Raw genomic sequence first — 25,565 nt, 5'->3', positions numbered from 1 at the left:
AAGAGCATCGATTCCGATGCTCTTTTAGTATGGAATTTTATTAGTTTCTTTTCATTCCAGTAATTTTCGGCTCATCATATGAAATAATGTCGATGATATGGTTCAAACAAGGAATTTGATAATGAACGAACTGCTCTTCAGGAAATATAAATTCAGCAATTGTTCCTGCTTTAACAAAATCCAAATATCTTGATTTTGAGTAAACTCTAAAAATTCTACCTTCTGAAATTTCGTAGTCATCCATTACAGTAAACGATTCATTAATAACGGAGTAAGCAACATACGATTCAAAATCCAATTGCACAATTGGCAGATTGTCATCAACATCAATGGATGATGCTTCTATTTCAACCTCATCTGTAATTTTCGCGAGTCCCTTAGTTTTGTTAACTTTACACCTATCAATAAGTACCCTCAGTGAATTTTCTTCAGGTTCAAACAATTTGTTTAAATATATATACCCTTTAAATTCCATCAAATCTTGAAAATCCATTATTTCCCCCCATTTTGAAAATCTATCTGAAACAGTTGCGAGTCTCTTTACATAACTACTCAACCAAGATTTTATACACCTATTCTAATCAACTGTAACATAAATCATTGTACACTCTTACTTTATGTTGAAAGTGGTACTGTTTTTGGTACAAACTCAACGGAAAATGATTTAAATCAATAAAAAAAGACCCTTCCGCTTATGCGAAAAGGCATACGATCTTATTTGTTATTTTGAGTAAAACTCACCCTAAAAAGATCTCGTTAAGATCTTTCTAGCTTCTTTTTCTTATTTCTATTTGAGATATAATTATATTTCCACACTTTCTTTCCCTTTTGCAACATAGCTCATATCTCCAACCGACTCGACTGTGTACTTCCCATCTTGATATACAATCTTCGTCACACTAGCATTTTCCACTCCAAGCTTTGTTTTGCTACTATCTAACAGTTCTATTAAGGTAGTAATTAAAAGCCCATGAACGACAACTAATACGTTACCGCCACCATTTCCAACAGCTTCTTCACTAATTTTATCAATCTCTGCTTTTATACGAGTAGAAAATAACTCCCAATCTTCCGCCTGTTTCGTAGGGTCTGCTGCTCTAATCAGGTTAATCACTTCTTGAATAGAAAACTTCATGAGTTCTTCTGGTGATGCAACGCCCGCAGCTTTTCCAACCACATCCCACATATTTTCAAGTTTTTCACCTTCAAAAATACCAAAATTTAATTCTCGTAAATTTTTCCTTTGCTCAAGTTTCAATTTTGATTGTTCACTATACTTTAATACTAAATTAGCAGTTTCAATCGCTCGACCGCTATCACTACTATACGCTTGCATAAAATGAACATCTTTTAATCCCGTTCCTAAATTAGAGGCAACTTCCACACCTTTTTCTACTAATGGAGAATCTGCCCAACCTTGCGCACGATGATTCGTATTTAATATTGTTTTACCGTGTCTTGTAACATATAACGTAACTACATTCTCATTGCTATCTGTTTCTCGCTTCTTCATCCTATTCTCTCCCTTTACATTTCTATATCAATTTTACCATCTCAATTATTCATTGAGCAAAATATACGTAAGTGAATTTCCTTAATAAAAAAAGCTATCTTTCTGTATATCCCTACAAAAAGATAGCATCTTTTATGATTACATTTCTTAATCGATACTCCTACTCAGCAAAAGCACTCGAATATTGTACAACTCCTTCTACACCTTGAAGAGCATTCTCTCTTAGCTCCATCACCATAAACACTTCATCTGGCACTTCAAATGGTGCTTTTATATTCCAATCACTTGTTTTTTTAAATCCGAATTTCGGATAGTACTCTGGATGTCCTAATACTACAACTGATCCGTGTCCAAGTTCTTTCGCTTTTTCTAACGCAGCTCCAATAAGCTTTCCGCCAATTCCTTTTTTCTGATGGCCCCTAGCAACTGATACTGGTGCAAGTGCTAATGATTCTACAGAAGTTCCATCCTGTTCTATTGAAATTTTTGATAACAAAATGTGCCCCACTATTCCCTCATCAACCGCAACTAATGATAATTCTGGAATAAATGCATCACATTTTCTAATACGTTTTACAAGTTCATGTTCTGTTTTATCACTAAATTCTTCATTTAAAAATGCTTGTTTTACAACTTCTTCTGTCTTACTATAATCATTTTTTTGTTCTTGTCTAATCGTTACCATTCTATATTATCCTCTATTCTTTCTTATTTCTTTTTCAATTTTACGAAGCGCTTTTTTCGATCCGCGCTCAATATCGTGTTGCATTTTTCTTTCTTTATAATCAACAAATAGTGTATTTAAATCATATCCCTCTGGGTATAATTCTTTTGCTGCTACCTCTAACGTAATACGTTTTACATTCACTTCAACAAATTCACCGTTATAATATACAACGACGTTATAGAAATTATCTATTTCCTTATAGATGATACCAAAATCATCATAATCTAATAAATTTACACGATCACCGATTTTGTACTCATAATGGTTTTCTCTTTTTTCTTGCACCATTTTCGGTTTTCTAATCTTACTTTCATTCACTTTTTCTATAGCGTATTCTTTATTTCCCATATACTCTTTCGCTCTTTGCAGTACATGTTCTCTCACATTCATTTTATTCGCAATCCAAAGTGCATTACTTTCACCTGATTTACCGATCACTAATTTATAAAGTGGCTCTAGTGTTTCACTATTAAATTGCATTGCTGCGTTCATAAAATCATCGTGCATTTCTGAAAAGCGTTTGATTTCACCGTAATGCGTACTCGCAATTGTAATACATCCCGCAAGGTAAAATTCTTCTAAAATAGATATCGCAAGCGCCGCACCTTCATTCGGTTCTGTACCGCTTCCTATTTCGTCAAATAACAGTAATGTATTATTATTTGACATCCTCATGATTTCAGAAAGATTTTTCATATGAGATGAAAATGTACTTAGTGCATTTTCGATACTTTGATTATCACCAATGTCTACAAATACATTTTCGAAAATAGCAATTTCCGTTTCTTTATCTCCAGCGATATGAAGGCCTGACATTGTCGCTAATGTTAACAATCCGATTGTTTTTAGCACAATTGTTTTCCCGCCCGCATTTGGTCCTGTAATAATTAAACTTCGGTAGTTTTGACCGATTTCAAAGTTTAATGGTACTACTTTCCCATTTAAAAGCGGATGCTTACAATTCACTAAATGAATATAGCCATGATCATTTAATTTCGGCTCTATTCCATCGATTGATTTACTAAACTTCGCTTTCGCAAATACCATATCATATTGACTAATCAATTCCATATTAATTTTTATATGATAAATGTTTTCTACTACCATTCCTGATAAAGTTGCTAAAATTTGATACTCTTCCATCACTTCTTCTGCTTTCAAACTTGCGAGTTCCGCATTTAACTTTGTAACCGTATGCGGTTCTATAAATACAGTAGAACCTTTAGCGGATGCTTCAACTATACTTCCCGCAACTTGATTTTTATAAGAAGATTTAATTGGAATCGTATAGCGATCATCCTTTTTACTAATAAAGAATTCCTGAATATATTTCTTATTTGTACTACTATTTAAAAACTTGGTTAAGCGCTCTTTTATTTTTCCGTCTACCGAATCAATGTTATTGCGAATTCGTTTTAATTCTTTACTCGCAGCTGCATCAATACTATTACCTTTAATAGAAAAGTTGATTTCCTCTTCAATACTTTTATATTCAGTCATTGAATTCGCATAAGAAGCTAATACTGGCGCAAAAAATTCTTTATCTAACATAAACTTTTTAATCTTTCTACAGCCACGTAAAAAGTCTGAAACACTTACTAACTCTTCAGGATCTAAAATCATCCCTTTTTCTAATTTTTGAATTGTACTAGCAATATTTGAAATGCCGAAGAAAGGAACATGCCCTTCTGCATCTACTATAGCTCGTGCTTCTGTCGTTTCATTCAAGCGATTCCTCACTACTTTTATACTCGTACTCGGCTCTAATTTATTTAATAATTCCTTACCTAATCCACTTACACAATATGATTTCACTATTTCCTTTAATTCGTTATATTGTAACTTTTCAAAAGTCATCGTATTCATTTTGTTTCTCCTCACTATGATTGATTTTTATCATAAATGAAGATACCTACTCATTAGATTCCAATGAGTTCTACATTATTCATTTACCATTTTTATACATTAAAAAAATATACAAAAAAGCTGCGGGGATACCGCAGCTTTTACATTTACAAGGCATGTGTAATAACATATGAGGAAATAAGCCATAAAAAACAGATGGCAATCCCCTTATTACACGCTTTATAAAGTATTGTAGGTATCTTCATAGGTTTCGAAATAAATCCATGACAAAATTAGGGGTATGATGTACATAAAAATCCCCTGGTCTTATCCGATTTATTTCATTAAATTTTTCCTATTTAGTACCTACCGCACTCACAAAAAGCACCTCTCATTAATTTATATTATAGTCATTGAAATCTAATTTACTGAAATCATCATACTATATGTTTTGCAAGAAGTAAAGGTGTCAGACTATTGCCTTTCACACCTGAGGAAGGTTCCTTTTTTCACTTCGTAGACTGTAAAACTTTCATATAGTCAGCCTTTTTCTCAAGGGTCTTTTTCGCATCTTCAGCCGTTAATATATAATCTACTGCAATATTTTTTAATACATCCTTATTAACGTCTGGCAGCTGAATCGTTATATCTTCCACACTACTCTTACTATTTTCAATCATTTTATTAAATTCCTTCATACTTCTTGCGGCCTCCGCTAATGTTTCCATATGTACAGGATTGTTTACATCTAAAACAGTATTACTTCTAAAAACTGCCGTATAATACTGCTTCAAATTTTTCTTCGCTATTTCTTTCTCGGCATTCTTATCGAAAACAGTATCCCCCGCCTGTATTTGAGCGAAAATAAGGATAGTATTATTCTCTTTTTTTTCATAATATGTATTGAATCTTTCTTGTAAATCATTCGCTTCTTTTTTTATTTTATAGTTATCATTATTTACTTTTGGAGAGATTTGTCCCTCGAAAGAAAGTTGAAATTGCAAATACGGTTCATCGACTTGCTGTACAGAAACTATCCGCCACTTTGGACCAAGGAAATCCTTTCCGTTATCCAGTGTTTCAACTTGGTTTAGTTTAACAGAAATACCATACTCCGATTTTGTATAACTTTGTGCTTTTTGTTCAAGTTCTTCATCCGTTATATCACATGATGTTAATAGTAATAAACTAAACATTATGCTATATTTCATTATTGTTCTTTTCATAATGCCTCTCCTTTCGCTACTACTGCCTATACAGAAATGTCCTTATAGATTTGAAATTACAATGTATATAAAAAACTTCTTCTAATAATTGCTACACCACTTTGCCTTCTCTGACATTAATAATAAAAACTCATCATTTTGCTTTAGAAGGCCCTAATAACCACAAGTGTAAAAACACCCATTTGTTTTCACTTTACACTTAAAGTGTAATTTTACACTATAAACATTTTATCGTAAAGCAAATATAACATCTATTAAAATCACGTTAAAAACATACTAATATTTAGTTCTATAACAATCACAGTACGGCTTTTATCGTCTCCAACTTTAAAGTAATAACTTTAATTTCGCTGCGAAAAAATTAAATAAGCGCCTCCGCTATTGCGAATGTCATTTACTTTCCCTAATACATTTAATAATTATGACAAGCAATCATAGGGGGTTACTATATGAACGAACAATATATTATTTTACATGGGCCTGCTCTTGAACCAAATTTAATTGGCCCCACACTACCACCAATTCCACCATTTACATTCCCAACCGGACCTACTGGAATCACAGGACCTACCGGTGCGACAGGTTTTACTGGAATTGGAATAACTGGACCCACTGGGTTTACAGGGCCTACCGGAATTGGAATAACTGGGCCCATTGGGATTACAGGACCTACTGGAATTGGAATAACTGGGCCCACTGGAGTTACAGGACCTACTGGTACAACCGGTTTAGGGATCCTCCCCGTATTTGGAGCAATAACTTCTGAAATAGGTATCGGTTTTTCAGTAGTAGTTAATACAAATATTAATTTTACCGTTCCAGGACCTGTTAGTGGAACTACTCTAAACCCAGTAGACAACTCCATTACAATTAATACCACTGGTGTATACTCTGTATCCTTTTCAATCGTATTTGCGATACAAGCTATTTCGTCTAGTATATTAAACCTTACAATAAACGATTCGATTCAATTCGCAATTGAAACACGAGTTGGTGGTGGGTCTGGGGTAAGAGCTACATCCGACAGAACTGATCTATTACCTTTAAACCAAGGAGATGTTCTTCGAGTACGAATAAGAGAAGCCACGGGTGACATTATTTATTCCAACGCATCTCTTGTTGTTTCAAAAGTCGACTAGTGCATTTATTAAAATAAAGATTTAGGTATGATAACAATATAAAAAGAAGAGGAAGACTTATATTTCAGTCTTCCTCTTCTTTTCTATCACCAACTCACTTCTGAACATATATCGAAACTGAACCTCCACTTACATGGAACTGCCCCCATCCGTCCTTATTAATTGTTACAGTATTTGTTTGATTACCCGTCATATCGTACCATACTTCCCCTGCGTTATTCTTTCCAACCTCCATCCACTTTGATCCTCCTGGTCCATCTGAGATTAATGTCGCTAGACCGGAATCCGCATGTACACCATCACCTTCTCGTGTCCATCCAATTACATCTGGATGGTCTAAATAATCATGCTGCGTACCATATGCAAAGTTTTTTCGTGCCGTCAAAATTGGATCAATTTTATCTTTTAACGCTGGTATTTCATAACTACTATTTCCGTTTGTCCCATAGTAATCACCATAGAAAACTGAAGGATAGCCCTCTGCACGAGTTAAAACAAATGCATATGCCAACGGTTTAAACCACGGACTTACTACAGATTCCAATGACTGCCCAGGCTGAGAATCATGATTCTCAACGAGAGTAACTGCAAGTGCAGGGTGATTTTGCATTACTGTTCCATTTAAAATATTTCTCATATCATAATTCCCATTTCCTTTTGAAGCATAATGAAAGTTGTAATGTAGTGGTGCATCAAATACAGATTGATTATAATTGACCTTCGCTAAATAATTATTTAAAGTTCGGATATCATTTTGCCAATATTCAGCCACCGTAAACATTTCTTTCCCCGTTTGCTGTCTGACATGATTTACCCAATCGCGTAAATATTCATGATCAATATGTTTAACAGCATCTAAACGAAAGCCATCTAAATTTAATTCATTCGCATACCACGTCCCCCAATTTTTCATCTCATTCGCAACATCTGGATGATCAAAATCAAGATCTGCATACATCAAATAATCATAATTTCCATTCTCGCTAGACACTTCCCAGTCCCACGCTTTACCTATCCCCCTAAATTTATAAATTCGATTTAATTTCCTCCCTTCATCCCAATCCGTTCCGTCAAAATGATACCATTTCCATTTAAAATTAGAATAAGTATCTCCACGCCCGGGAAAGTTAAACCCCGTCCATGCATTAATTTCATAATCACCTGATACCTCAATATTTCGATTATTACGGTCCACCTCAACAGCTGTTACATTTTCAGTATAATCCGCTCCACCTTTATGATTCATAACTACATCACCATATACATCGATGTTTTGCTTATGTAAAGCTTCAATTGCAGATTTCAACTGTGCTTTTGTCCCATATTTCGTCCGCACCGTTCCTTTTTGATTGAATTCACCTAAATCATATAGATCATACGCTCCATATCCTACATCATTTTGCGTAGTTCCTTTATATGCAGGCGGTATCCAAACAGATGTAATTCCTTTTTGAGCCAAATTTTCAGCATTCGAATGCAAGCGGTTCCAATGATCACCATCATTTGGAGCATACCACTCAAAATACTGCATTAATGTTCCATTGTTAACCGTATCTGCATATACTTTACTTCCTCCATGTATGCTAGGTAAAAACAAAACAACCGACAAGCCGACTACTATTATTTTTTTTAACATATTCACACCATCCCCTTCAAAGAAAACGTTTGCATAGTTTGTCGAAATTATTATAATATTCGTTCTACAATTAGTAAAGTAGCAATCTCTCACTCTCCCATATTATTTTTTAGTCTAACTTCACATATTCAACAAATACTTCCACGTAGTTTTCATTTCACATCTTATTCAAGATTGTTTACAATTTATCTATAAAAGCATAACGGAGGGATTTCTATGACCGACTTTCAAAAACAATTTTTCACGCGATTACATATAGAAGAAAAAGACAAAGTTTCATTTGAAAATTTATCTGACATTATGTACGCAATGGCACAAACTGTCCCTTTTGAAAACTTAAATATTCTCGAAAACAACTTTATAAAAATATCAAAAGAAAATCTAAAAGAAAAAATTTTAGTAAACAACCGTGGTGGTCTTTGTTATGAACTTAATCCTACTATGTACTACTTCCTTAAAGACGCTGGATTTGATGTTCATCTCGTTTCAGGAACAGTGTACAATACTGCAAATTCTATATGGGCTGTTGATTCTGGTCATATCGCAACTGTTTTAACACACCATAATGAACTTTATTTAATTGAAGTAGGATTCGGATCATACTTACCTCTTGCACCTGTCCCTTTCTCAGGTGAAGTCATTCACTCTATCACAGGAGATTATCGTATTCGTAAAGAAATGACCGAAAAGGGAAACTATATTTTAGAGATGCGTAAAAACAATGAGTTTTTGGATCAATCTTCTGCTGATGATTGGACGTTAGGCTATGCATTTTATATAGAAGAAGTGGATGTAGAAAAAGCAAATGCAGCACAAAAAATTATCGTTGAACATGAGGGCTCACCATTTAATAAAGTACCTCTTATTGTAAAACTAACTGAAGATGGGCATGCATCGTTAACAAAGGATAGTCTGACAATAGCGAAAAACGGTAAAAAAACGAAAGAAAATGTTACAGATGCGCAATATAAAAATCTTTTACATTCAAAATTCGGAATTACATTATAATTTTTTAAGCCTTGCCATTTTAGCAAGGCTTTTCATTTTCCAGCAGGGATTTTTTGCAATTTGTTGTATTTCATAGTTATATAGGAATATAACTACATATTTAGAAAGGAAATGATTATGACTGAACTTAAAGATCGACTACAAGTAGATGATAAAGAGAAATGGGATTTAACGGACATTTATCATACAATTGAAGATTGGGAAAGCGATTTTCATAAAATTGAAGTATTAACGAAAGAATTACATGAGTTTAATGGAAATATTTATGATGGTAATAGCTTATTAGCTTATTTAACAAAGAGTGAAGAAATTTCTAGCATAATATCTTTAATGTTCGCTTATGCACGATTACAATCTGATCTTGATACGCGCGATACTGCCGCTCAATCTCTTGTCGATAAAGTATCACAATTACATGTGAAAGTAAGTGCGGCTAAATCTTTCTTTTCCCCATTCTTACTTAGCGTAGATGAAAACACATTACATTCTTACATAGAAGAAGCAGAAGGCTTACAATATTATAAAGAAGACTTATTTGAATTATACCGTTATAAAAAACACGTATTGAATAAAGACCAAGAAGCGATTTTATCACAAATGGGTGAAGCACTTTCCTCTCCGCAGCATACATTTGGCATGTTAAATAATGCAGATATACTATTTGGTGACGTGACTACTGATGATGGAAAAAAAGTAAATTTAACGCGCGGCATGTATGCAAAGTTAATAGAAGATGAGAATCGTGAGAAACGTAAAGAAGCCTATAAAGCTTATTACAAACCATACGTTCAGTTAAAAAACTCTATCGCTTCTACTTTATCTGCTGCTATTAAAAATAATGTTACTGTTTCAAAGCTAAGAAAATATCCATCAGCTTTAGAAAAATCATTATTTGGCGATATGGTTCCGAAAGAAGTATATGAAAATTTAATCGATACGACGAAAAAAAACATTCAATCATTACATACATATAATGAACTTAGAAAAGAAAAATTAAATGTAGATGAACTAAGACAATACGACTTGAGTGTTGATTTAGTAAAAGGTGTAAAACAAGACATTCCATACGACGAAGCGTTTGACATAATGATCGCGTCACTCGCTCCTTTAGGTGAAGAATATATTGAAACATTAAAAAGCTTTAAAGATAAACGCTATATAGACGTGAGAGAAACACCTGGAAAACGTTCTGGCGCTTATAACTTTGGTGTATACGGTGTTCATCCTTTCATTCTTTTAAATCATCATGATGATTTAAATAGCCTTTTCACTCTTACTCATGAATGCGGTCACGGTATGCATACGCATTACTCACACGGATACCAGCCAAGGATTTCTGCACACTATACTATCTTTGTTGCAGAAGTTGCTTCTACAGTAAATGAAGTGTTATTAATTCACTATTTATTAAAAGAAGCAAAAGAAACGAACGTGCGTAATCATTTAATTAACCACTTTATTGAGAGCTTTAAAGGTACTTTCTTTACACAAATCATGTTTGCTGAGTTTGAAAAAATCACACATGAAATGGCCGAGCAAGGTAAACCATTAAATGCCCAAGTCTTCAGCGAAGTTTACGAAAACTTATTTAGAGAATATAATGGTGACTCTCTCGTATTTGACGAAGAAGTAAAATACGGCTGGTCTAGAATTCCACACTTCTATCGTCCATTTTACGTGTACAAATACGCAACTGGATTTGCCTCTGCAATCCAAATCGCTGATAAATTATTAAGCGGCGACCCAAATGCTCAGAAAAATTATATCGAATTCCTTAAAGGCGGAAGCTCTGATTATCCATTAAACCTACTGAAAAAAGCTGGTGTTGATTTAACTACACCAGAACCGATTGAAAGTGCATTGAATCGATTTACCCAACTTGTTGAAGAGTTTTCAGCATTATAAAAAAGCATGCAGAGTATATACTCTGCATGCTTTTTTCATTTCGGTTACTTTATGCTAAATGTTGCTGCGTCACACAGTGAATCATGCCACCATACGCAAACAGTTCATTTACATAAATACCGACAATTCTTCTTCCTGGAAACTGCCCTTCAATGATTTGAAGCCCTAACTTGTCATGTTCATCGCCATATATAGGAACTAATACAACTTCATTTCCAATATAAAAGTTCAAATATGAGCCCTTACAGTCTGCTTCTTTTACCACTTTTCTTGTCACCGGTACTGGTATGAGCTGAAATGGCTTTCCATCTATATTTCTTGCTTGTCTCAATTCTTGATAATGCTTTTCGTACGCCTCCAAAAGGTATGATTCGCTTTCCCCGAAAGGATCATATTCATAAAGAATTGTATTTTCATTTACAAAACGCGCTGCCCCATCAATATGGTAATCTGTATCTTCATCATAATTATCCTCTCCGCGAATACCAGTTATCCATATAAAATTCGTTACTCCCAAATACTTCGTTAACTCTATTTCAATCTCTTCCTGACTTAGTGTAGGATTTCGATTTTCATTTATAATAGAAGTTTTTGCCGCCATTAAGGTGCCATTTCCATTTATCTCTATTCCTCCACCTTCTATACAAACACTAGATTTAACTTTTGGAATGCTATACATTCCACTTATTTTTTCCGGAATAACAGCATCATTTTCATATGGATATTTCTCCCCCCAGCCATTAAAAATCCAGTGTGTTAAGCAGAGATTGCCTTCCTTATCTTTTACAAAGATCGGTCCATTATCTCTTATCCAAACATCATCCGTTTCTTCAACTAAAAAACTAATTTTGTCCATATTTACGTTTGCTTCCATTAACTTCGATTGGACATGCACTTTTTCTTCCTCATCAAATACAACAATATGCACATTCTCTCCGTAATGAAGCTCCTTTGCCATCGTTACCCAAATATCATCTAACTTAGCTCTATAACCTTCACCTCTATGAGCCTTATCATGAGGCCATTGGAGCCATGTTCCCTCATGTTTTTTCCACTCAGCAGGCATATAAAATAAACTATTTCTCATACGTTTTCACCCCTTCTACGAATGTAAGTTCAGTCTAAACTTTGACATCGTGTTAAGGTCAACAGAAATATATTAACTACTTCATAAACTGATTCTTTATTCTCCCTTGTGATACACTACTTCTCCTTGTAAAACCGTCACTAAAACTTTCGCATTCGGAATCTTATCGGTACTCATTTTAGTAATATCTTCATTTAGTAATATCATATCGGCTGATTTACCTACTTCAATTGAACCAGTAACACTATCAAGACCTAATGCTTTAGCTGGCTTAATTGTATAAGCATCGATAGCTGCGTATACATCAGACAAGCCCTTTTCATCAATGCTTAGTGCATTTGAAATCGTCACAAGTGGATTTAGTTCATTTACATCCCAATCACTACTAAGTGATACGTTTGCTCCTGTTTTCCAAATTCGTTCTAACGGCATAATTCGTTTCATCTGTTGATTTGTAAAATACGTACTCGCCCAGCTTTGTTTAGGATCTTCCGCAAAATCATGACCTACTTGAAAATCAGCGCTAATACCTAATTTAACAAAACGATTTATATCACTATCTTCTACCATTTCCACGTGCGTAAGCGTATAAGGTTGATTCGCACCTTCTTTTTTCGCTGCTTCAATTGCATTTAAACTCTCTCTTACCCCGCCATCTCCAATTGTGTGAATGAGTGCACCGTAACCAAGTTTATTAAGTTCAGTTAACCACCATTTCATTTTTTCTTCTGGAATATAGTTCAAACCATACGGGGTTCCTTTAAACCACTCAAATTTATATTTTTCAAGCGTTTTAGCTGTACTATTAATACTAATTCCATCACTATACATTTTCACTTGATTAATAAGCATGCGGGATGACAAATCATCACGTTTAATTTTTTTGAAATACTCCATTTGTTCTGCTTCATTTACATTTGGATATACCCATGGGCGAAGTACTACTCGCGTTGTTAATTTTTTTTCATCATGTACTTTATTCCAAACGTCTAACCAGCCTCGCTTCCAATAAAGACGTCCATCACCGACTGTTGTAATACCATTCTTCGCAACCTCATCTAATCCGTCCAGCAAACCTTCATAATTTTTTTCAAACAGATTGGGCTGAGAATTCCATGCTTTTTCCATCACGATATCTCCTGCTGTATCATAAAGAATCCCAAAAGCTTCTCCTGTCTCTGGATCCCGAATAATTCTTCCGCCTTGCGGATCTTTCGTATCTTTATTTATTCCAGCTAACTCCAGTGCTTTTGAGTTAACCCATACAGAATGAGAGGTTCTTTCCATAATTAATACGGGGTTATTAGGAAATAACTCATCAAGAACTTGTAATGGCGTTTGTTGTTCTGATTTTTCGTCCATATCTTTTAACAGCTCTTCCAAACTAAACCCTGTTCCACTTATCCATTCGCCATCTTTCACATTTTTTTTACAAGCCTTTAAATACGAGCGTTGTTCTTGCAGCGAAGCATCTGATGAGACACTACAATTCCCTGCTGCTGGTGATTTCGCCTCAAATATATGATTATGATTGTCCACAAAACCAGGGAGAATAAAACGTCCTTGTAAATCCACCACTTTCGTATCTTCATTTATAAATTCTTCTACATCTTTGTTTGAACCAACAAATGTAATTTTCCCTTCTTTAACGGCTACAGCCTCTACAATGTCTTGCTTGCCATTTGAAGTATAGATTGTACCATTTTTAAACACTACATTTTTGGGCAACTGATTTGGTAGAACGAAGCTACCATTCTCACCTTCTCCTACTCCAGGAGTACACGCTGAAACCCATGTCATACTTAGAATCAGACAAATAATCATGATTGTTCTTTTCATATTCTTTCTCCTTTTTATTATGATGAATTACTTACATAAATAGAATAAGGATTGACATAATGTTAATGTCAATCCTTATTCTCATTCTATTTTCATAACTAAAAAACAAATTTGTGTGACATACTCTTCTACTAAACAATCACATTCAGATCCCTTTATGTAGACCTCATATGGTGAACCATCTATTACATAACCATTTCTTTCAATCCATTTTTCTAACGCAATATAAGCGTAGCCTATATAGTCATAACTTCCATAATGCATAGTAGTAACGATTTGATGTGGATTTAATTTTTTTATTTCATATTCTTGTACTACATCTTTATTGTTCCCATGCATGACCGGAATCCTTAATTCAACATCACTTTCATTTGGAATATACTCTTCATCATAAAAGACCGTAGAGGGCGAACCCACTATTTGTAAGTTATGCTTTTGTACTTTTTCATATAAGTCATAAAAATAATCATCCATATCATCTATATTTATTTGCAGTCTTTGAGCAATTACTGTTATTTCATTTCTCATTCCAATAAATATATCGTAATTTCTATGACAAGCAGTATTTAAAGCATGATTCATATTTACCATTTCATTCATTTCTGAAATAACCTGTAAATTTTGTTTCACCTCATGAGACAACTCTATAATTTGCGATTGCATATGTTTAATAAATGAATCTTGATCTGATGACTGAAGAATGATTTTAATTTTCGGTAAAGGAAACTTATACTCTCTTAGCTTTTTAATTTTCAACGCTATTTCAAGCTGCCCTTGCTCATAATATCTATATCCATTTACCGGATTCACATACGCTGGTTTCAATATTTCCTCTTTATCATAATGCCTTAACATTCGTGTACTCATTTTACAAATCCGTGAAAATTCAGTAATTGTATACATATAAATACCCCTTGAATACATTTTCTTATATAAGCTTATTTATTAAAACCAATCAAATATTTTTCTGATTGAAGAACCTTCATTTTGATCGTTCAGCCTTTTCATTTTTGAAGGTAACAAATGACTAGGACAATACCACGTTAAACAATTCATCGCGCCTCCCATTGTCGATATTTCTCCTACATGACTTTGAATAACTTGTTTCTCCGTATGCTGTTGAATATATCGTAAAACTTCCCCATCTTTAGCTAATCCAAACTTAGGAACGTAAAGCGTATCACATGTTTCTAACATATTTATATATAAACCTTTTGCTGACGCTATCTCTTCATCGTATTGACCCTTCTCTGTATATGACGAAGGAACAACTATAAATTCAGCCTCTGGCATTTGCTCTTGAATAATCTCTTGAACATTATATCTAAATTCATGATCCCCTAAAAAATCACTAATAAACATCGTATGTTCATCAATAAATTTAACCATTCCGTCTGCATGTGCAAGTACGTCCCCTTCTTCAGCAGGAATAATAATAACGCGACTCACATCCAAATCCCATTCCAGTTGCTCTATAATTTCTTCTTCCGTCCAATCATAATTATCATCAAATATGCGTTCCGTTAATATAACAGTATCTTTTTTATTCCAAATAAGATTTCCACCGTCTAATATCAATGGAGACTTCACATATTCAAAATCGTTCTTTTTCAACCATTTATTAAATTGTTGATCTAAATATCTCCATTGATCTTTCGGTAAGTAATTTGGTTGATATTTAAATTTAACTAAATGATTTGTGACAACTGGTGCAACATCTCTTAGCCAAATATCATCATACTCAAAAAAGCTTGTATGAAAGTCTTGCTCTTCAACGGATAAAGAAACAAGTTGATCAGTAAATGATTTATTTTCATTTAAGTATTCATTAAAATAAATAATGTCTTCATAAAATGGTCGATAATATTCATTCGATTTATCTGGTATTGCAGTAAAAATAATGCCACTATGTTTTTGTTCCATATTATTTACCTCGCTTTTTAATAATGATTGAATAACTGTTTTCAATAAGCGAACTATTCCCCAATTCATTTCTCTTTTCATTACAATTTTTGAAACGTGCACATTTCATGAATGGATTATAGCACGGAGAAATATTATATATTTATATAAAAAATATAAAGCCGTCGTTAAGCCGTAAATTGACTCTTGACAAGGTTTTTTAATTTTAATCGTCGTACACAATGAGGGATTAGATGATTTTTTTATCGAGATTCAAATCCATAACTTCTAATAGTTCGTTTTCGTTATATAAATTCACTAAATGTGTTTCTATCCCTATACAAATTCCTTCTAACGGAAGATCGTTTGGATCCTGACCAAATGGATCCTCAATTTCAACTCCTATTGCTTCAATACCTATAAATGCAAAACTTATAAACATAGTTGCAAGTACTGTAAACCATCCCAGGCAATCAACAAGACCAATTGGCAAAGTTGCGCAAAATATAATCAATAAACTTTTTATATGAGCAAAATACGCAAAAGGAATAGGTGTTGTTTTAATACGATCACATCCACCCACAGACGTAAGCAAAGTATTCAAATCAGTCTCCATATTAATTATCGCATTTGGATGAATTTGACCTGTTTTTAAACCTTTTGATAGTATAGTTTTTAACATAAAAACTATACTAATTGGTAAATGAATAGATTTAGCCAAGATTTCTCTTTCCTTCTCAGAACAAATATCAAGCAATGATTTTATTTCAGATAAATCTTTTTCATCTCTCAAATGTCCTTTCGCTATCTTTGGAAAAGCAACTAATAATTGTACAAATTTTAGTTTTTCCTTATCCGTCTTTCCCTCTCCAGACTCCCAATGACATAAAAAGCTAACTGCTAAATTTCTAGTAGAGGCACCAATCGTACCAAACAGCTTCCTACCTTCCCAATACCTATCATAGGCAGTATTAGTACGAAAAACTAAAAGTAGACCTAAAGCCCCTCCAACAATTACCCAAGGTGTTTGATTTATATGTATTTCAGCATAATAATAATGAATCACAGCCACTACCGTTGAAATACATGTATATACTAAAATTTGCGGGAAGATATCTCTTATAATCGTTCCCTTTAATGTAAATATTTGATGTGAACTATTTTGATTATTGTAATGAACCATATTTACAAAAACCTCTTTCCTTATTAACCTGTTATTCTTTTAAATTATGAAAGGATACAATTAAATAATAGAATCATAAACCCTATTATTATGAGGCTAGTTAAAATTATCTCTGTCAATACTGTCACTCCTTTTTAAATTCCAACTGCAAATGTTACTCTACTAAATCACGTCGCATTATTTTAGAATTTGCAATGAATAAAGCACTAATTAACACAAGAATCGCACATGCGTATAACAATGAATCCATTGGACTATCATGGTCTATAATAATGAGACGAACAATGGCCGTAATACCTATATATATAAAATAACGTAATGGAAAATGAAAGTTCATTTGAAAATACTTTATAATCATTACGATGAATTCAAAATATAAAAAGAATACGACAATGCTATCAATTAAATGATAACTAGATTCCTCACCACTCAATTTCAGTTCTTGTATAAATTGAATGACTTCTTTCATAAGAAACACACTTAAAACAATTCCCAAACAGATCAAAGCTACATTTATAATGTACTGTAGAACGACAGGGAACAACGAAAATACTCTCTTTAAATTCTTTAACACAAACATTTTTCTCCTTTTCCATATAAATCAATAATGATAATATATTTTTATTTAATTATCATTACATTAAAATTATACATTTCATTCTTATTACAGATGTTAAAACAAGACAAAATAAGTAAAGATAGCATTTCACCTATTTTGTCTATAAAGCAACATAACGAAACTATAATCGATCACTTCAATTGAATCGGTTGTTGCTGTGTCACACAATGGATCATTCCGCCATTTTTATAAAGTTCTCTCACATCAATTCCCACTACTTGACGATCCGGATATAACTTCTGAATCGTATCGTTTGCGATTTTGTCATTTGGATCGTTATAGTTAGGCACCAATACAACTTTATTTCCAATATAATAATTGATATACGACCCTTTATAATCAAGAGTTTTTCCATCTTCTAAAGTAACTTTATCTTTACTAAGCGGTAAGTATTCATACTTATATTTCTGTCCTGAAGCATTTTTTGCATCTAACAATTTATCCATATCTTTGTTTGACAAGCCCCATTCAGCCAAGTCATCTTCCGCCATCGTTACGATTGTAGATTTATCATGAAATTTAGCAAATCCATCAATATGAAAATCGGTAATATCTAAATTAGGCACTCCATCTAACCAAATAAAGTTTGTCACCCCAAGGTCACTTATATATTTTTCAATTTCCTCTTCTGATAAATCAGGATTTCTATTTTTATTCGTTACTGCGCTTCGAGTTAATAAAGCAGTCCCATTGCTGTCTAATTCAATTGCGCCACCTTCAAGGACAAATTTCCCCCAATCAATTCTTTCAATCCCTAATTGTTTACTAACATTCTCACGTATACGGGCATCATTTTTATAAGGAGTTTTCTTTCCCCAACCATTAAATGCTGGATCTAATATTTTTAGGTTTTTATTATTGTCATAAACAAAAATCGGTCCACTATCTCTTGCCCACACATCATCTGTAGGAGCTATAAAGAAATCAACTTTAGCCATATTCAGCCCTTTATCTATTAAAAGCTTATTGATTCGCTCTTTCTCCTCCTCATCATATGCAACAATGTGGACTTTTTCACCCTCAGTTAAAGCACTTGCCATCTTAATCCAAATAGGTTCGACTTCTTGTTTATACTCTTGACCATATGTGTATTCATGAGGCCATTGTAGCCATGTACCTTCATGTTTATCTTTTTCATCCGGCATCGTATATTTTCCAGCGTTTTTCTGTACCTCTACTTTTTTATCCTCTTTCCCTTTGACATTTTCATTATTCCCTTCAAAAGAACATCCACTAATAATCGTTATAGATAATGTAGCTATTAAACAAAACTTTACTACTTTTTTCATTTTTCAACCTCCTGTTCATGTCTACAATAATGTAAGGCTTAACATAGTGTGAAGCTCAAGCTTTTTCATCAATGTAAAAATTACCAATTATTCTCCCGCATGATAATCACATAATTTCAATACAAATAGATGACATTCACAAAAAATTCCCTATATTTAACATTAATATCATTTAACTTCCTTCATAAATTTATTCTAATATTAATTCCCTCTCATACACGCTTGTTCACTAAATAAAACTTTACTAAATAAAAAAATCGGTATTGATAATTTTATATCAATACCGATTGTTACCTAATTATTTTCCTTCTATTAAATCTTTCGCCATCTTTCTAAACTCTTGATTAAATGCATCATTCATTCCATTTTGTACGTTAGAGAAAAGAACCACAAAAATTCGCTTATCTCCATTAAAATTATTAAATGTGTTCCATCCAGCTAATACTCCATGATTATGATTATAATCTGCATTAATGTAGAAACTAAATCCATACTTCCTAGCGGGTGATACAGTAAACATATCTGATAAATTTTGTTTAGAAAGTAGCTTACCATCCATAATTGCCTCATCTAACCTTTTCATATCATCAACAGTGGTGTACATTTCACCACAACCATATAGCCAATTCATTCTTAAACGAGGCGTAGTTACTAACTCATTATCTTTTTTCGTATACCCTGTTGCTAAAAACATATCTCCAGGAAAAGTTGCCCCCATCCCAGATTCATACATCCCAACAGGAGTAAAAATATTTTCTTTCACATATTCAGAAAGCGGTTTATTCGATAACTTTTCTACAATATACGCAAGCACCATATAATTATAATCTGTATATCTCCATCCCGTTCCTGCAGGAAATTCAAGCTTTTGTGATCCAATCCATGTTACTAACTTTAAGCGTGATGCTGCATCAACACCACCTTGTCCCTGCTCTGGCAATCCAGAAGTGTGTGTTAACAAATTTCTTAACGTAATATTTTTATCTGCCGGAAACGACGGAATATATTTATTCACATTATCCTCTATATTTAATTTCCCTTTTTCTCTTAGCTGTAATATAGATATTGCAACTACCGTTTTCGTAATGGAACCGATGCGATATTTTGTTCTTGGCGTTGTTAAAACTTTATCTTTTATATTCGCATACCCGTAGCCTTTTCGTAAAACCACATTATTTTTATCCGTTACGAGAACCGTTCCGTTAAATCCTTTATCTTTTAAATATTGATCGAGTTTCGTTGCTGCAATATCATAACGTTTTTGCTGATTCGCATCAACTTTATCCTCAAAATTTGAAAATGCCTTCAAACTGTATTTCTTTTCTTTATTTGCATGTATGAGTGCAGCGACACTTCCACAAAAAATAGCAAAAACAAAGAAAGCGATTAACCATTTCTTAAACATATGGGAACCCTCTTTTATCTAGTTTCACTTTATACTTTTCCATTCTATTCTATATCTTTTAGTTTTTAAATATCTTATAATCTATCTACTCTATTATTCCTCATATTAAACTAGATTCCTTTTTCTAACGTTCAAATTTTAACTACTCTCTATTGTAGTTCTTTTTTACAAAATTTCCACCTTACAATCGGATACATCCAACTTTAATTTAGATTTTTTATGTAACATTCGTTACACATTAACAAGAATGGGGGCGTTAATTTGAAAAAGACCGATAAGCGCAATCGTTTAGATGATATGATGTTTCATTATCGAGTAACAAAAAACAATATAGTTTCAATTGAATATTACGGAAAACAGATTACAATTTTAAAAGGAAATGATGCTGAAAAATTTTTAAACAAAATAAATCGGGCAAATAACGAAAAAGAAAAACAACTTATTATGGCTAAAATTACAGGTAATTTCAAAAGAGGAAATGAGCGTTAATGAAAACGAATCTCATTTACAAATTGATTATACAGCATAATTAAAAAAGAAATGTCACTCCCATGACATTTCTTTAGATTTTCTTCATAAAAGATTTACATTTTTAATATTCATTTACTTTTACATAAATTTACTGCTGAAACGCTTAGTAATGCAGCTATCCCCATCCATGCATATGTGTAGCCTTCTCGATCTACTATATAACCAAACAAAGCAGGTGCAAAGATAATAGCAATTTGATTAAGCGTAAGTGCAAAACTCATTGTTAAACCTACCGATTCCTCACTTGCAGACTCAGCAACTTCGACCATAAAAAGACTAAACCAACCAATTGCAAAAAAATCCTAATAGTCCGCTTACCACAAATAATGCCCCAAGTCTCATTGTATGTATACTCATCACAACAACTAGAATTAAGCAAGAAGAAATACATACACAAATAAACAACGGTGTCCGACGATTCCCTTTGTAATATGTATCACTTATTGTAGCTAATATAATTCGGCCTATCATTCCCGCAAATAGCATAACCGAAAATACTTTCCCTGCTAAAATAGGTGTTATCGATTTTTCAACAGCTAAAAACTTCATAAAATGTCCGACTAATACCATCTGTAAAGAAATCATACAAATACCTGTAATAAAAATTGGATACAGCTCTTTTTTACATATTACCTTTTTTAACTGCATCCAAAAAGAAATACTTACATTTTCTTGGCTCGTGTGTTCTCGTACGTACGATTCCTTATAAAATATGAAAAACAATAACCCACCTACTATACATATAGTTACAATAACATTTATCGTATAAGATAAACTAAATTTAAGTGTAAGCAAAGGGATCGTTACTCCTGCTAACGCCCCGCCAATAGGTATACCGGCTTGCCGTATTCCCATAGCTAATCCGCGCATTTCTTTCGGAAACCATTTCAAGATTACTTTACTTCCCCCTGGCTGGGATACGCTATAAAAAGTTCCTATTAAAAGAAGGACATATAATAGCCCAATAAATCCCCTTGCCATATGAGCAAGTAAAAGCCCCCCGCCAAGTAATACAGTGCTCGCTCCAATTAATATTCTTTCGTTATATCGATCAAGTAACCTTCCGGCAAAAAGCATAAAAAACAGCGGACCAATATTTACAGCACTTATTAACAACCCAACCTGCATATTCGAAAGTGCATATTTCTGTTTCCAAAATAAAGCGAGTACCCCTACTCCATATGTTATAAGTGTTGCACTTGCCTGTGCTACCGTTGCCAAAGTTAACATGATCCATTTATTAGAACTACTGTACTTTTCAATTTTTTCTTCACTTATCAACGTTATCTCCCCCCATCTCCCTTTCATTGTATGAAGGTTCTGATATCATGTAAAATAAGTGTTAATAATAGAATCCATCAAAAAAATTGATACCTTTTTCGGGGTGATAATAAATGGACATAAAAGATTTAACGGTTTTTTACGAAGTTGCGACAGTAGGAAATATATCTCATGCCGCAAAAAATTTAAACTATGTACAATCAGGTGTAACGATGCGTATAAAACAACTAGAAATCGAGTTAGGTGTGCCTTTATTTTATCGAAATGGAAAAGGCGTTACTTTAACTTCTAACGGAAAAATTTTATTAACATATGCAAAACAAATCATCCACTTAATCGATCAATCCATTCAAGCTGTCCAAAGTAACGGAACCGAGCCAAAAGGCACGTTAAAAATCGGGTGTACAGAATCGACAACAGCCGTTCGTCTCCCGCCTATATTAACGACCTATTATGAAAAGTATCCAGAAGTTGAATTGATTCTAGAAACAAATACGACAGACCAATTAACTCAGCTCGTTTTAGAGCGAAAACTAGACGGGGCTCTTATCGCTGGAAATATTCAGCATACTGAACTTCATACACTTTCATTTCGAGAAGAAGAACTCGTTCTCATTAGCAAGACTCCTCTATCTTCCTTTAAAACAATAGAAGAACTGAATTTACTCGCTTTTAGTCAAGGTTGTTATTACAGAAAACTATTAGAAAACTGGCTTCAAGAAGAAGGGATTTCACCTAAAAGAATACTAGAGTTCGGAACAATTGAAGCAATACTTGCATGTGTAAAATCAGGTATGGGTACGGCTATTATGCTGAAATCTATTATTCCAGATTACGAACATGGTTTATCTTTAAATACATTACCAAATCACTTTAGAAAGGTTCCTACTACTTTTATTATTCGAAAAGATATTTTCCACTCAGCTGCCTTGCAAAAATTTATGGAGATGATCAACAATGCGTGAAAAAAAAATACGCGGAATGAAACGAAAAACAAAAACTCTTATAAAAAGAATTGAAGACTCTACTAAAGCATTTCCGTCTACTTTCTATAACGATGAATACTGGCATATGTCTTTACCAGGCTCTCAAGCTTTTATCGATTCTAGTACAACACCTAGGAAAGTAAAGCGATTGTGCATTCAAACCCTGTTAAATCAAGCGAATCAATTAATGACAATGAAACCGAACGATACAAATACATATCGAGTCGTTGTTATGATCAAAATAGCAAGCTTATGGAACTCACAAATCATCATATTTAAAAACGATGACTACTTTCAAAATTTTTTCAATAGAGATAACGAATTTCAAAAATGGATTCCCCTCTCCAATGCTTCCGACTTCGGGCATGAATGGAAAATATCAATTTCTAACAGTGTCCAAACATTGCATTTCCAAGAGATAATCAAGGATGAAGATAAATTTTATGATGAAGGAGAACTTTTGTTTATAGGAGAGTTATCATAAAAGGGGAACTGTCAAATGAAAAACTTCCCTTTTTCCACTAAACAACATCGCTATATAATGAATTTAACATTTCACTATATAGGAGGTTTTCATATGGTAATCCCTAAATATCCTGAAGTCCCACATCTTACGAAAAAACAAATTGAAGAAATAACCGAAATCGCTTTCCTAAAAGAATCAACACCACAACAGTGTGATGCAATTTTCGTTTTCGGTGGTTCCCATCCTGGTAATTGGCAAACTCCTTTACATGCTTATCAACAAGGTTTAGGTGCACAAATTATCGTCACAGGTGGTACTAGTTTACATGGAATGAAACATCCAAACTGGAATTAAGGAATAATGTAAAAAAACTGCTTATTTAAACAGTTTTTCACATTATTTCTTATTATATTTTAGACAATACATTTTCTTGGAAAGTATGTTCGTCTTGATCTTCATATCCGGTTGAAACAACTTCTTGAATATCATCATGGTTAAATAAACATGTGAAATCTGGATTAATATAGCCTTCTGGATACAGGCACCCCATATAATCGAACTTCCTTACCTCATCCGTTTCTACTTGTTGTTTCCGCCCAAAAATCATGAGTTTCTTTGTACCTTCCTTTAAAATTACAATAGAACCTATAGGGAGCAGTTGTGAATTCATTGTCTTTTCTCCTTTCTTGTAAGTTTAGGTTTCTTTTGAGAATGTGGTATATTTACATGTCCCGAAGCAGCCGTGGATTGTCTCCTTTCCTTCCTTGACAATTTAGGCTTCTTTTGAGAATATAATTCTTTTAAATGTCGCGAAGTAATACCTTGTTTTTTGAAATCAAAGTAAAAATACAAATGTGTACTTAGCGCTAGGAAAACAACTGAAATAAATGACAAAATAACGATTAGCACAATCGCCATAGCTTTTTGGCTCAAAATCCCAATAATAACTTGACCAATCATATAACCTAAACCCGAAAAATATACAATTTTAGGAATTTTCACATCTTGATCAGTTGTCCCCCTTAAGCGGGCTGTAAAATATTTAATCCAAAATAATTCAGATTTATAAACAATTAAACTATATGCAATAAGCGATAGAATAGAAAATAAAGGTGACTCTATTTCTACGAATTCGTAAGCTAACTTTTGCACAGCTATAAAGCTACAAAATGAAATACTTAACGCAACAAATCCAGAATATAGTAAATGTTGCAATTGAGGCTGCCGAGGCTTATGAATAGAAACCCAAATTCCCCATAGATTACATATCACATAAAATGGAAAAGCTGCGTAAGAGTATATATTGTACGGCGGAAATATGAATAGAATGATAAGTAGCATAAAATTCATGATAACCCACACAAAGGCCCCTACAATATTTCTTATATCAAATGGTATTAATATCCGCATACAATCATCTATGCTGTTGCCATTATATTTGTCCATTATACACCTCATAAAAAATTAAAAGATTTTATCTAATACATTTCCAATTCCTGATTTAACTCTATCTTTTACCGAATCCTGTTTGCCATCATGATTCCAATCACCTTTGTTAAATTTGATTCCATCAGTGAACATACTAATTTCCATGAAAACATCCAAGCTTATTCCACTCCAATAAAGGTTCCATTTGCTGCATCACTAATAAGAAATAATGTAAAAAAAACTGCTTGTTTAAACAGTTTTTTTACATTATTTCTTATTATATTTTAGACAATACATTTTCTTGGAAAGTACGTTCTTCTTGATCTTCATATCCTGTTGAAACAACTTCTTGAATATCATCATGGTTAAATAAATAAGTGAAATCTGGATTCAGATAGCCTTCTGGATAAGGACATCCCATATAATCGAATTTTCTTACCTCATCCGTTTCTACTTGTTGTTTCCTCCCGAAAATCATGAGTTTCTTTGTACCTTCTTTTAAAATTACAATAGAGCCTATAGGAAAAAGTTGCGAATTCATTGTATGGCC

General features: G+C 33.3%; 24 protein-coding genes and 2 pseudogenes. 7 read left to right on the top strand and 19 right to left on the bottom strand.

Annotated features, from left to right (window positions below; translation table 11 throughout):
* Nucleotides 1–40: 40 nt before the first annotated feature.
* The 5 genes from MRBLBA3_RS15885 to MRBLBA3_RS15865 form a co-directional block, all read right to left on the bottom strand.
* Complete coding sequence (locus MRBLBA3_RS15885) at nucleotides 41–493, bottom strand: hypothetical protein (protein ID WP_097809851.1); 453 nt, start codon at nucleotides 491–493, stop codon at nucleotides 41–43.
* Between the two features lie 309 nt (nucleotides 494–802).
* Nucleotides 803–1,513, bottom strand: a complete 711-nt coding sequence (locus tag MRBLBA3_RS15880; protein WP_000745510.1) for a histidine phosphatase family protein — start codon at nucleotides 1,511–1,513, stop codon at nucleotides 803–805.
* A gap of 160 nt (nucleotides 1,514–1,673) precedes the next feature.
* On the bottom strand, nucleotides 1,674–2,198 hold the full coding sequence (locus tag MRBLBA3_RS15875) for a GNAT family N-acetyltransferase (RefSeq protein WP_363382157.1): 525 nt from the start codon (nucleotides 2,196–2,198) through the stop codon (nucleotides 1,674–1,676).
* Nucleotides 2,199–2,204: 6 nt separating this feature from the next.
* Nucleotides 2,205–4,106: an endonuclease MutS2 gene (locus MRBLBA3_RS15870; RefSeq protein WP_363382155.1), complete on the bottom strand. Its 1,902-nt coding sequence runs from the start codon at nucleotides 4,104–4,106 to the stop codon at nucleotides 2,205–2,207.
* 488 nt (nucleotides 4,107–4,594) lie between these two features.
* The gene (locus MRBLBA3_RS15865) at nucleotides 4,595–5,311 is read right to left on the bottom strand and encodes a hypothetical protein (protein WP_097809848.1); all 717 of its coding nucleotides are present in this window, start codon (nucleotides 5,309–5,311) and stop codon (nucleotides 4,595–4,597) included.
* Nucleotides 5,312–5,760: 449 nt separating this feature from the next.
* On the opposite strand from MRBLBA3_RS15865, the gene betA reads away from it, so the two are divergent.
* Nucleotides 5,761–6,450, top strand: coding sequence for a collagen-like exosporium glycoprotein BetA (gene betA, locus MRBLBA3_RS15860; protein ID WP_363382152.1), 690 nt, complete (start codon nucleotides 5,761–5,763; stop codon nucleotides 6,448–6,450).
* A 94-nt stretch (nucleotides 6,451–6,544) separates the two neighbouring features.
* On the opposite strand, the gene amyS is transcribed toward betA, so the two are convergent.
* Entirely contained in the window at nucleotides 6,545–8,086 is a 1,542-nt protein-coding gene (amyS, locus tag MRBLBA3_RS15855; RefSeq protein ID WP_363382149.1) for an alpha-amylase, read from the bottom strand.
* 216 nt (nucleotides 8,087–8,302) lie between these two features.
* On the opposite strand from amyS, the gene MRBLBA3_RS15850 reads away from it, so the two are divergent.
* Together MRBLBA3_RS15850 and pepF are read left to right on the top strand one after the other, a co-directional pair.
* Entirely contained in the window at nucleotides 8,303–9,094 is a 792-nt protein-coding gene (locus tag MRBLBA3_RS15850) for an arylamine N-acetyltransferase family protein (protein WP_363382147.1), read from the top strand.
* 117 nt (nucleotides 9,095–9,211) lie between these two features.
* Nucleotides 9,212–10,999 carry an oligoendopeptidase F gene (gene pepF, locus MRBLBA3_RS15845; RefSeq protein WP_363382145.1) on the top strand — a complete coding sequence of 596 codons (1,788 nt, stop codon included), beginning with the start codon at nucleotides 9,212–9,214 and terminating at the stop codon, nucleotides 10,997–10,999.
* 49 nt (nucleotides 11,000–11,048) lie between these two features.
* On the opposite strand, the gene MRBLBA3_RS15840 is transcribed toward pepF, so the two are convergent.
* The 8 genes from MRBLBA3_RS15840 to MRBLBA3_RS15805 form a co-directional block, all read right to left on the bottom strand.
* Complete coding sequence (locus tag MRBLBA3_RS15840; RefSeq protein WP_001246149.1) at nucleotides 11,049–12,086, bottom strand: agmatine deiminase family protein; 1,038 nt, start codon at nucleotides 12,084–12,086, stop codon at nucleotides 11,049–11,051.
* A 96-nt stretch (nucleotides 12,087–12,182) separates the two neighbouring features.
* Nucleotides 12,183–13,925, bottom strand: a complete 1,743-nt coding sequence (locus tag MRBLBA3_RS15835; protein WP_363382142.1) for an amidohydrolase — start codon at nucleotides 13,923–13,925, stop codon at nucleotides 12,183–12,185.
* A gap of 81 nt (nucleotides 13,926–14,006) precedes the next feature.
* Nucleotides 14,007–14,828, bottom strand: coding sequence for a MerR family transcriptional regulator (locus MRBLBA3_RS15830; RefSeq protein WP_363382139.1), 822 nt, complete (start codon nucleotides 14,826–14,828; stop codon nucleotides 14,007–14,009).
* A 42-nt stretch (nucleotides 14,829–14,870) separates the two neighbouring features.
* Complete coding sequence (locus tag MRBLBA3_RS15825) at nucleotides 14,871–15,848, bottom strand: agmatine deiminase family protein (protein ID WP_363382399.1); 978 nt, start codon at nucleotides 15,846–15,848, stop codon at nucleotides 14,871–14,873.
* Nucleotides 15,849–16,077: 229 nt separating this feature from the next.
* Nucleotides 16,078–17,010, bottom strand: a complete 933-nt coding sequence (locus MRBLBA3_RS15820) for a bestrophin family protein (RefSeq protein ID WP_363382136.1) — start codon at nucleotides 17,008–17,010, stop codon at nucleotides 16,078–16,080.
* A 154-nt stretch (nucleotides 17,011–17,164) separates the two neighbouring features.
* Nucleotides 17,165–17,584: a phosphate-starvation-inducible protein PsiE gene (gene psiE / locus MRBLBA3_RS15815; RefSeq protein WP_000916788.1), complete on the bottom strand. Its 420-nt coding sequence runs from the start codon at nucleotides 17,582–17,584 to the stop codon at nucleotides 17,165–17,167.
* A 176-nt stretch (nucleotides 17,585–17,760) separates the two neighbouring features.
* On the bottom strand, nucleotides 17,761–18,918 hold the full coding sequence (locus MRBLBA3_RS15810) for an agmatine deiminase family protein (RefSeq protein WP_363382132.1): 1,158 nt from the start codon (nucleotides 18,916–18,918) through the stop codon (nucleotides 17,761–17,763).
* Nucleotides 18,919–19,216: 298 nt separating this feature from the next.
* The gene (locus MRBLBA3_RS15805) at nucleotides 19,217–20,323 is read right to left on the bottom strand and encodes a serine hydrolase domain-containing protein (protein WP_363382129.1); all 1,107 of its coding nucleotides are present in this window, start codon (nucleotides 20,321–20,323) and stop codon (nucleotides 19,217–19,219) included.
* 261 nt (nucleotides 20,324–20,584) lie between these two features.
* On the opposite strand from MRBLBA3_RS15805, the gene MRBLBA3_RS15800 reads away from it, so the two are divergent.
* The gene (locus MRBLBA3_RS15800) at nucleotides 20,585–20,812 is read left to right on the top strand and encodes a hypothetical protein (RefSeq protein ID WP_363382126.1); all 228 of its coding nucleotides are present in this window, start codon (nucleotides 20,585–20,587) and stop codon (nucleotides 20,810–20,812) included.
* A gap of 110 nt (nucleotides 20,813–20,922) precedes the next feature.
* On the opposite strand, the pseudogene MRBLBA3_RS15795 reads toward MRBLBA3_RS15800, so the two are convergent.
* Nucleotides 20,923–22,135: pseudogene (locus MRBLBA3_RS15795) on the bottom strand (MFS transporter).
* A 113-nt stretch (nucleotides 22,136–22,248) separates the two neighbouring features.
* Here MRBLBA3_RS15795 and MRBLBA3_RS15790 point away from each other — a divergent pair.
* The 3 genes and pseudogenes from MRBLBA3_RS15790 to MRBLBA3_RS15780 all read left to right on the top strand — a co-directional run.
* The gene (locus tag MRBLBA3_RS15790; RefSeq protein ID WP_363382123.1) at nucleotides 22,249–23,100 is read left to right on the top strand and encodes a LysR family transcriptional regulator; all 852 of its coding nucleotides are present in this window, start codon (nucleotides 22,249–22,251) and stop codon (nucleotides 23,098–23,100) included.
* On the top strand, nucleotides 23,093–23,605 hold the full coding sequence (locus tag MRBLBA3_RS15785) for a DUF3916 domain-containing protein (RefSeq protein ID WP_363382120.1): 513 nt from the start codon (nucleotides 23,093–23,095) through the stop codon (nucleotides 23,603–23,605). The genes MRBLBA3_RS15790 and MRBLBA3_RS15785 overlap by 8 nt, the downstream gene beginning before the upstream one ends.
* 93 nt (nucleotides 23,606–23,698) lie before the next feature.
* Nucleotides 23,699–23,938, top strand: a pseudogene (locus MRBLBA3_RS15780) (hypothetical protein); the annotation flags it as partial.
* 55 nt (nucleotides 23,939–23,993) lie between these two features.
* Here the strand turns inward: MRBLBA3_RS15780 and MRBLBA3_RS15775 are convergent.
* The 4 genes from MRBLBA3_RS15775 to MRBLBA3_RS15760 form a co-directional block, all read right to left on the bottom strand.
* Nucleotides 23,994–24,257 carry a DUF4176 domain-containing protein gene (locus tag MRBLBA3_RS15775; protein WP_326997384.1) on the bottom strand — a complete coding sequence of 88 codons (264 nt, stop codon included), beginning with the start codon at nucleotides 24,255–24,257 and terminating at the stop codon, nucleotides 23,994–23,996.
* Nucleotides 24,254–25,033 carry a hypothetical protein gene (locus tag MRBLBA3_RS15770; protein WP_407707560.1) on the bottom strand — a complete coding sequence of 260 codons (780 nt, stop codon included), beginning with the start codon at nucleotides 25,031–25,033 and terminating at the stop codon, nucleotides 24,254–24,256. The genes MRBLBA3_RS15775 and MRBLBA3_RS15770 overlap by 4 nt, the downstream gene beginning before the upstream one ends.
* A gap of 18 nt (nucleotides 25,034–25,051) precedes the next feature.
* Nucleotides 25,052–25,192, bottom strand: coding sequence for a hypothetical protein (locus MRBLBA3_RS15765; RefSeq protein ID WP_327909326.1), 141 nt, complete (start codon nucleotides 25,190–25,192; stop codon nucleotides 25,052–25,054).
* Between the two features lie 100 nt (nucleotides 25,193–25,292).
* The gene (locus tag MRBLBA3_RS15760; RefSeq protein WP_012261358.1) at nucleotides 25,293–25,556 is read right to left on the bottom strand and encodes a DUF4176 domain-containing protein; all 264 of its coding nucleotides are present in this window, start codon (nucleotides 25,554–25,556) and stop codon (nucleotides 25,293–25,295) included.
* Nucleotides 25,557–25,565 lie beyond the last annotated feature (9 nt).

The organism is Bacillus sp. LBA3-1-1.1 (assembly GCF_040676495.1).
Classification (GTDB): Bacteria; Bacillota; Bacilli; order Bacillales; family Bacillaceae_G; genus Bacillus_A; species Bacillus_A nitratireducens.
Note: the sequence above shows the minus strand (reverse complement) of the source record. Positions and strands in the feature narration are given on the sequence as shown.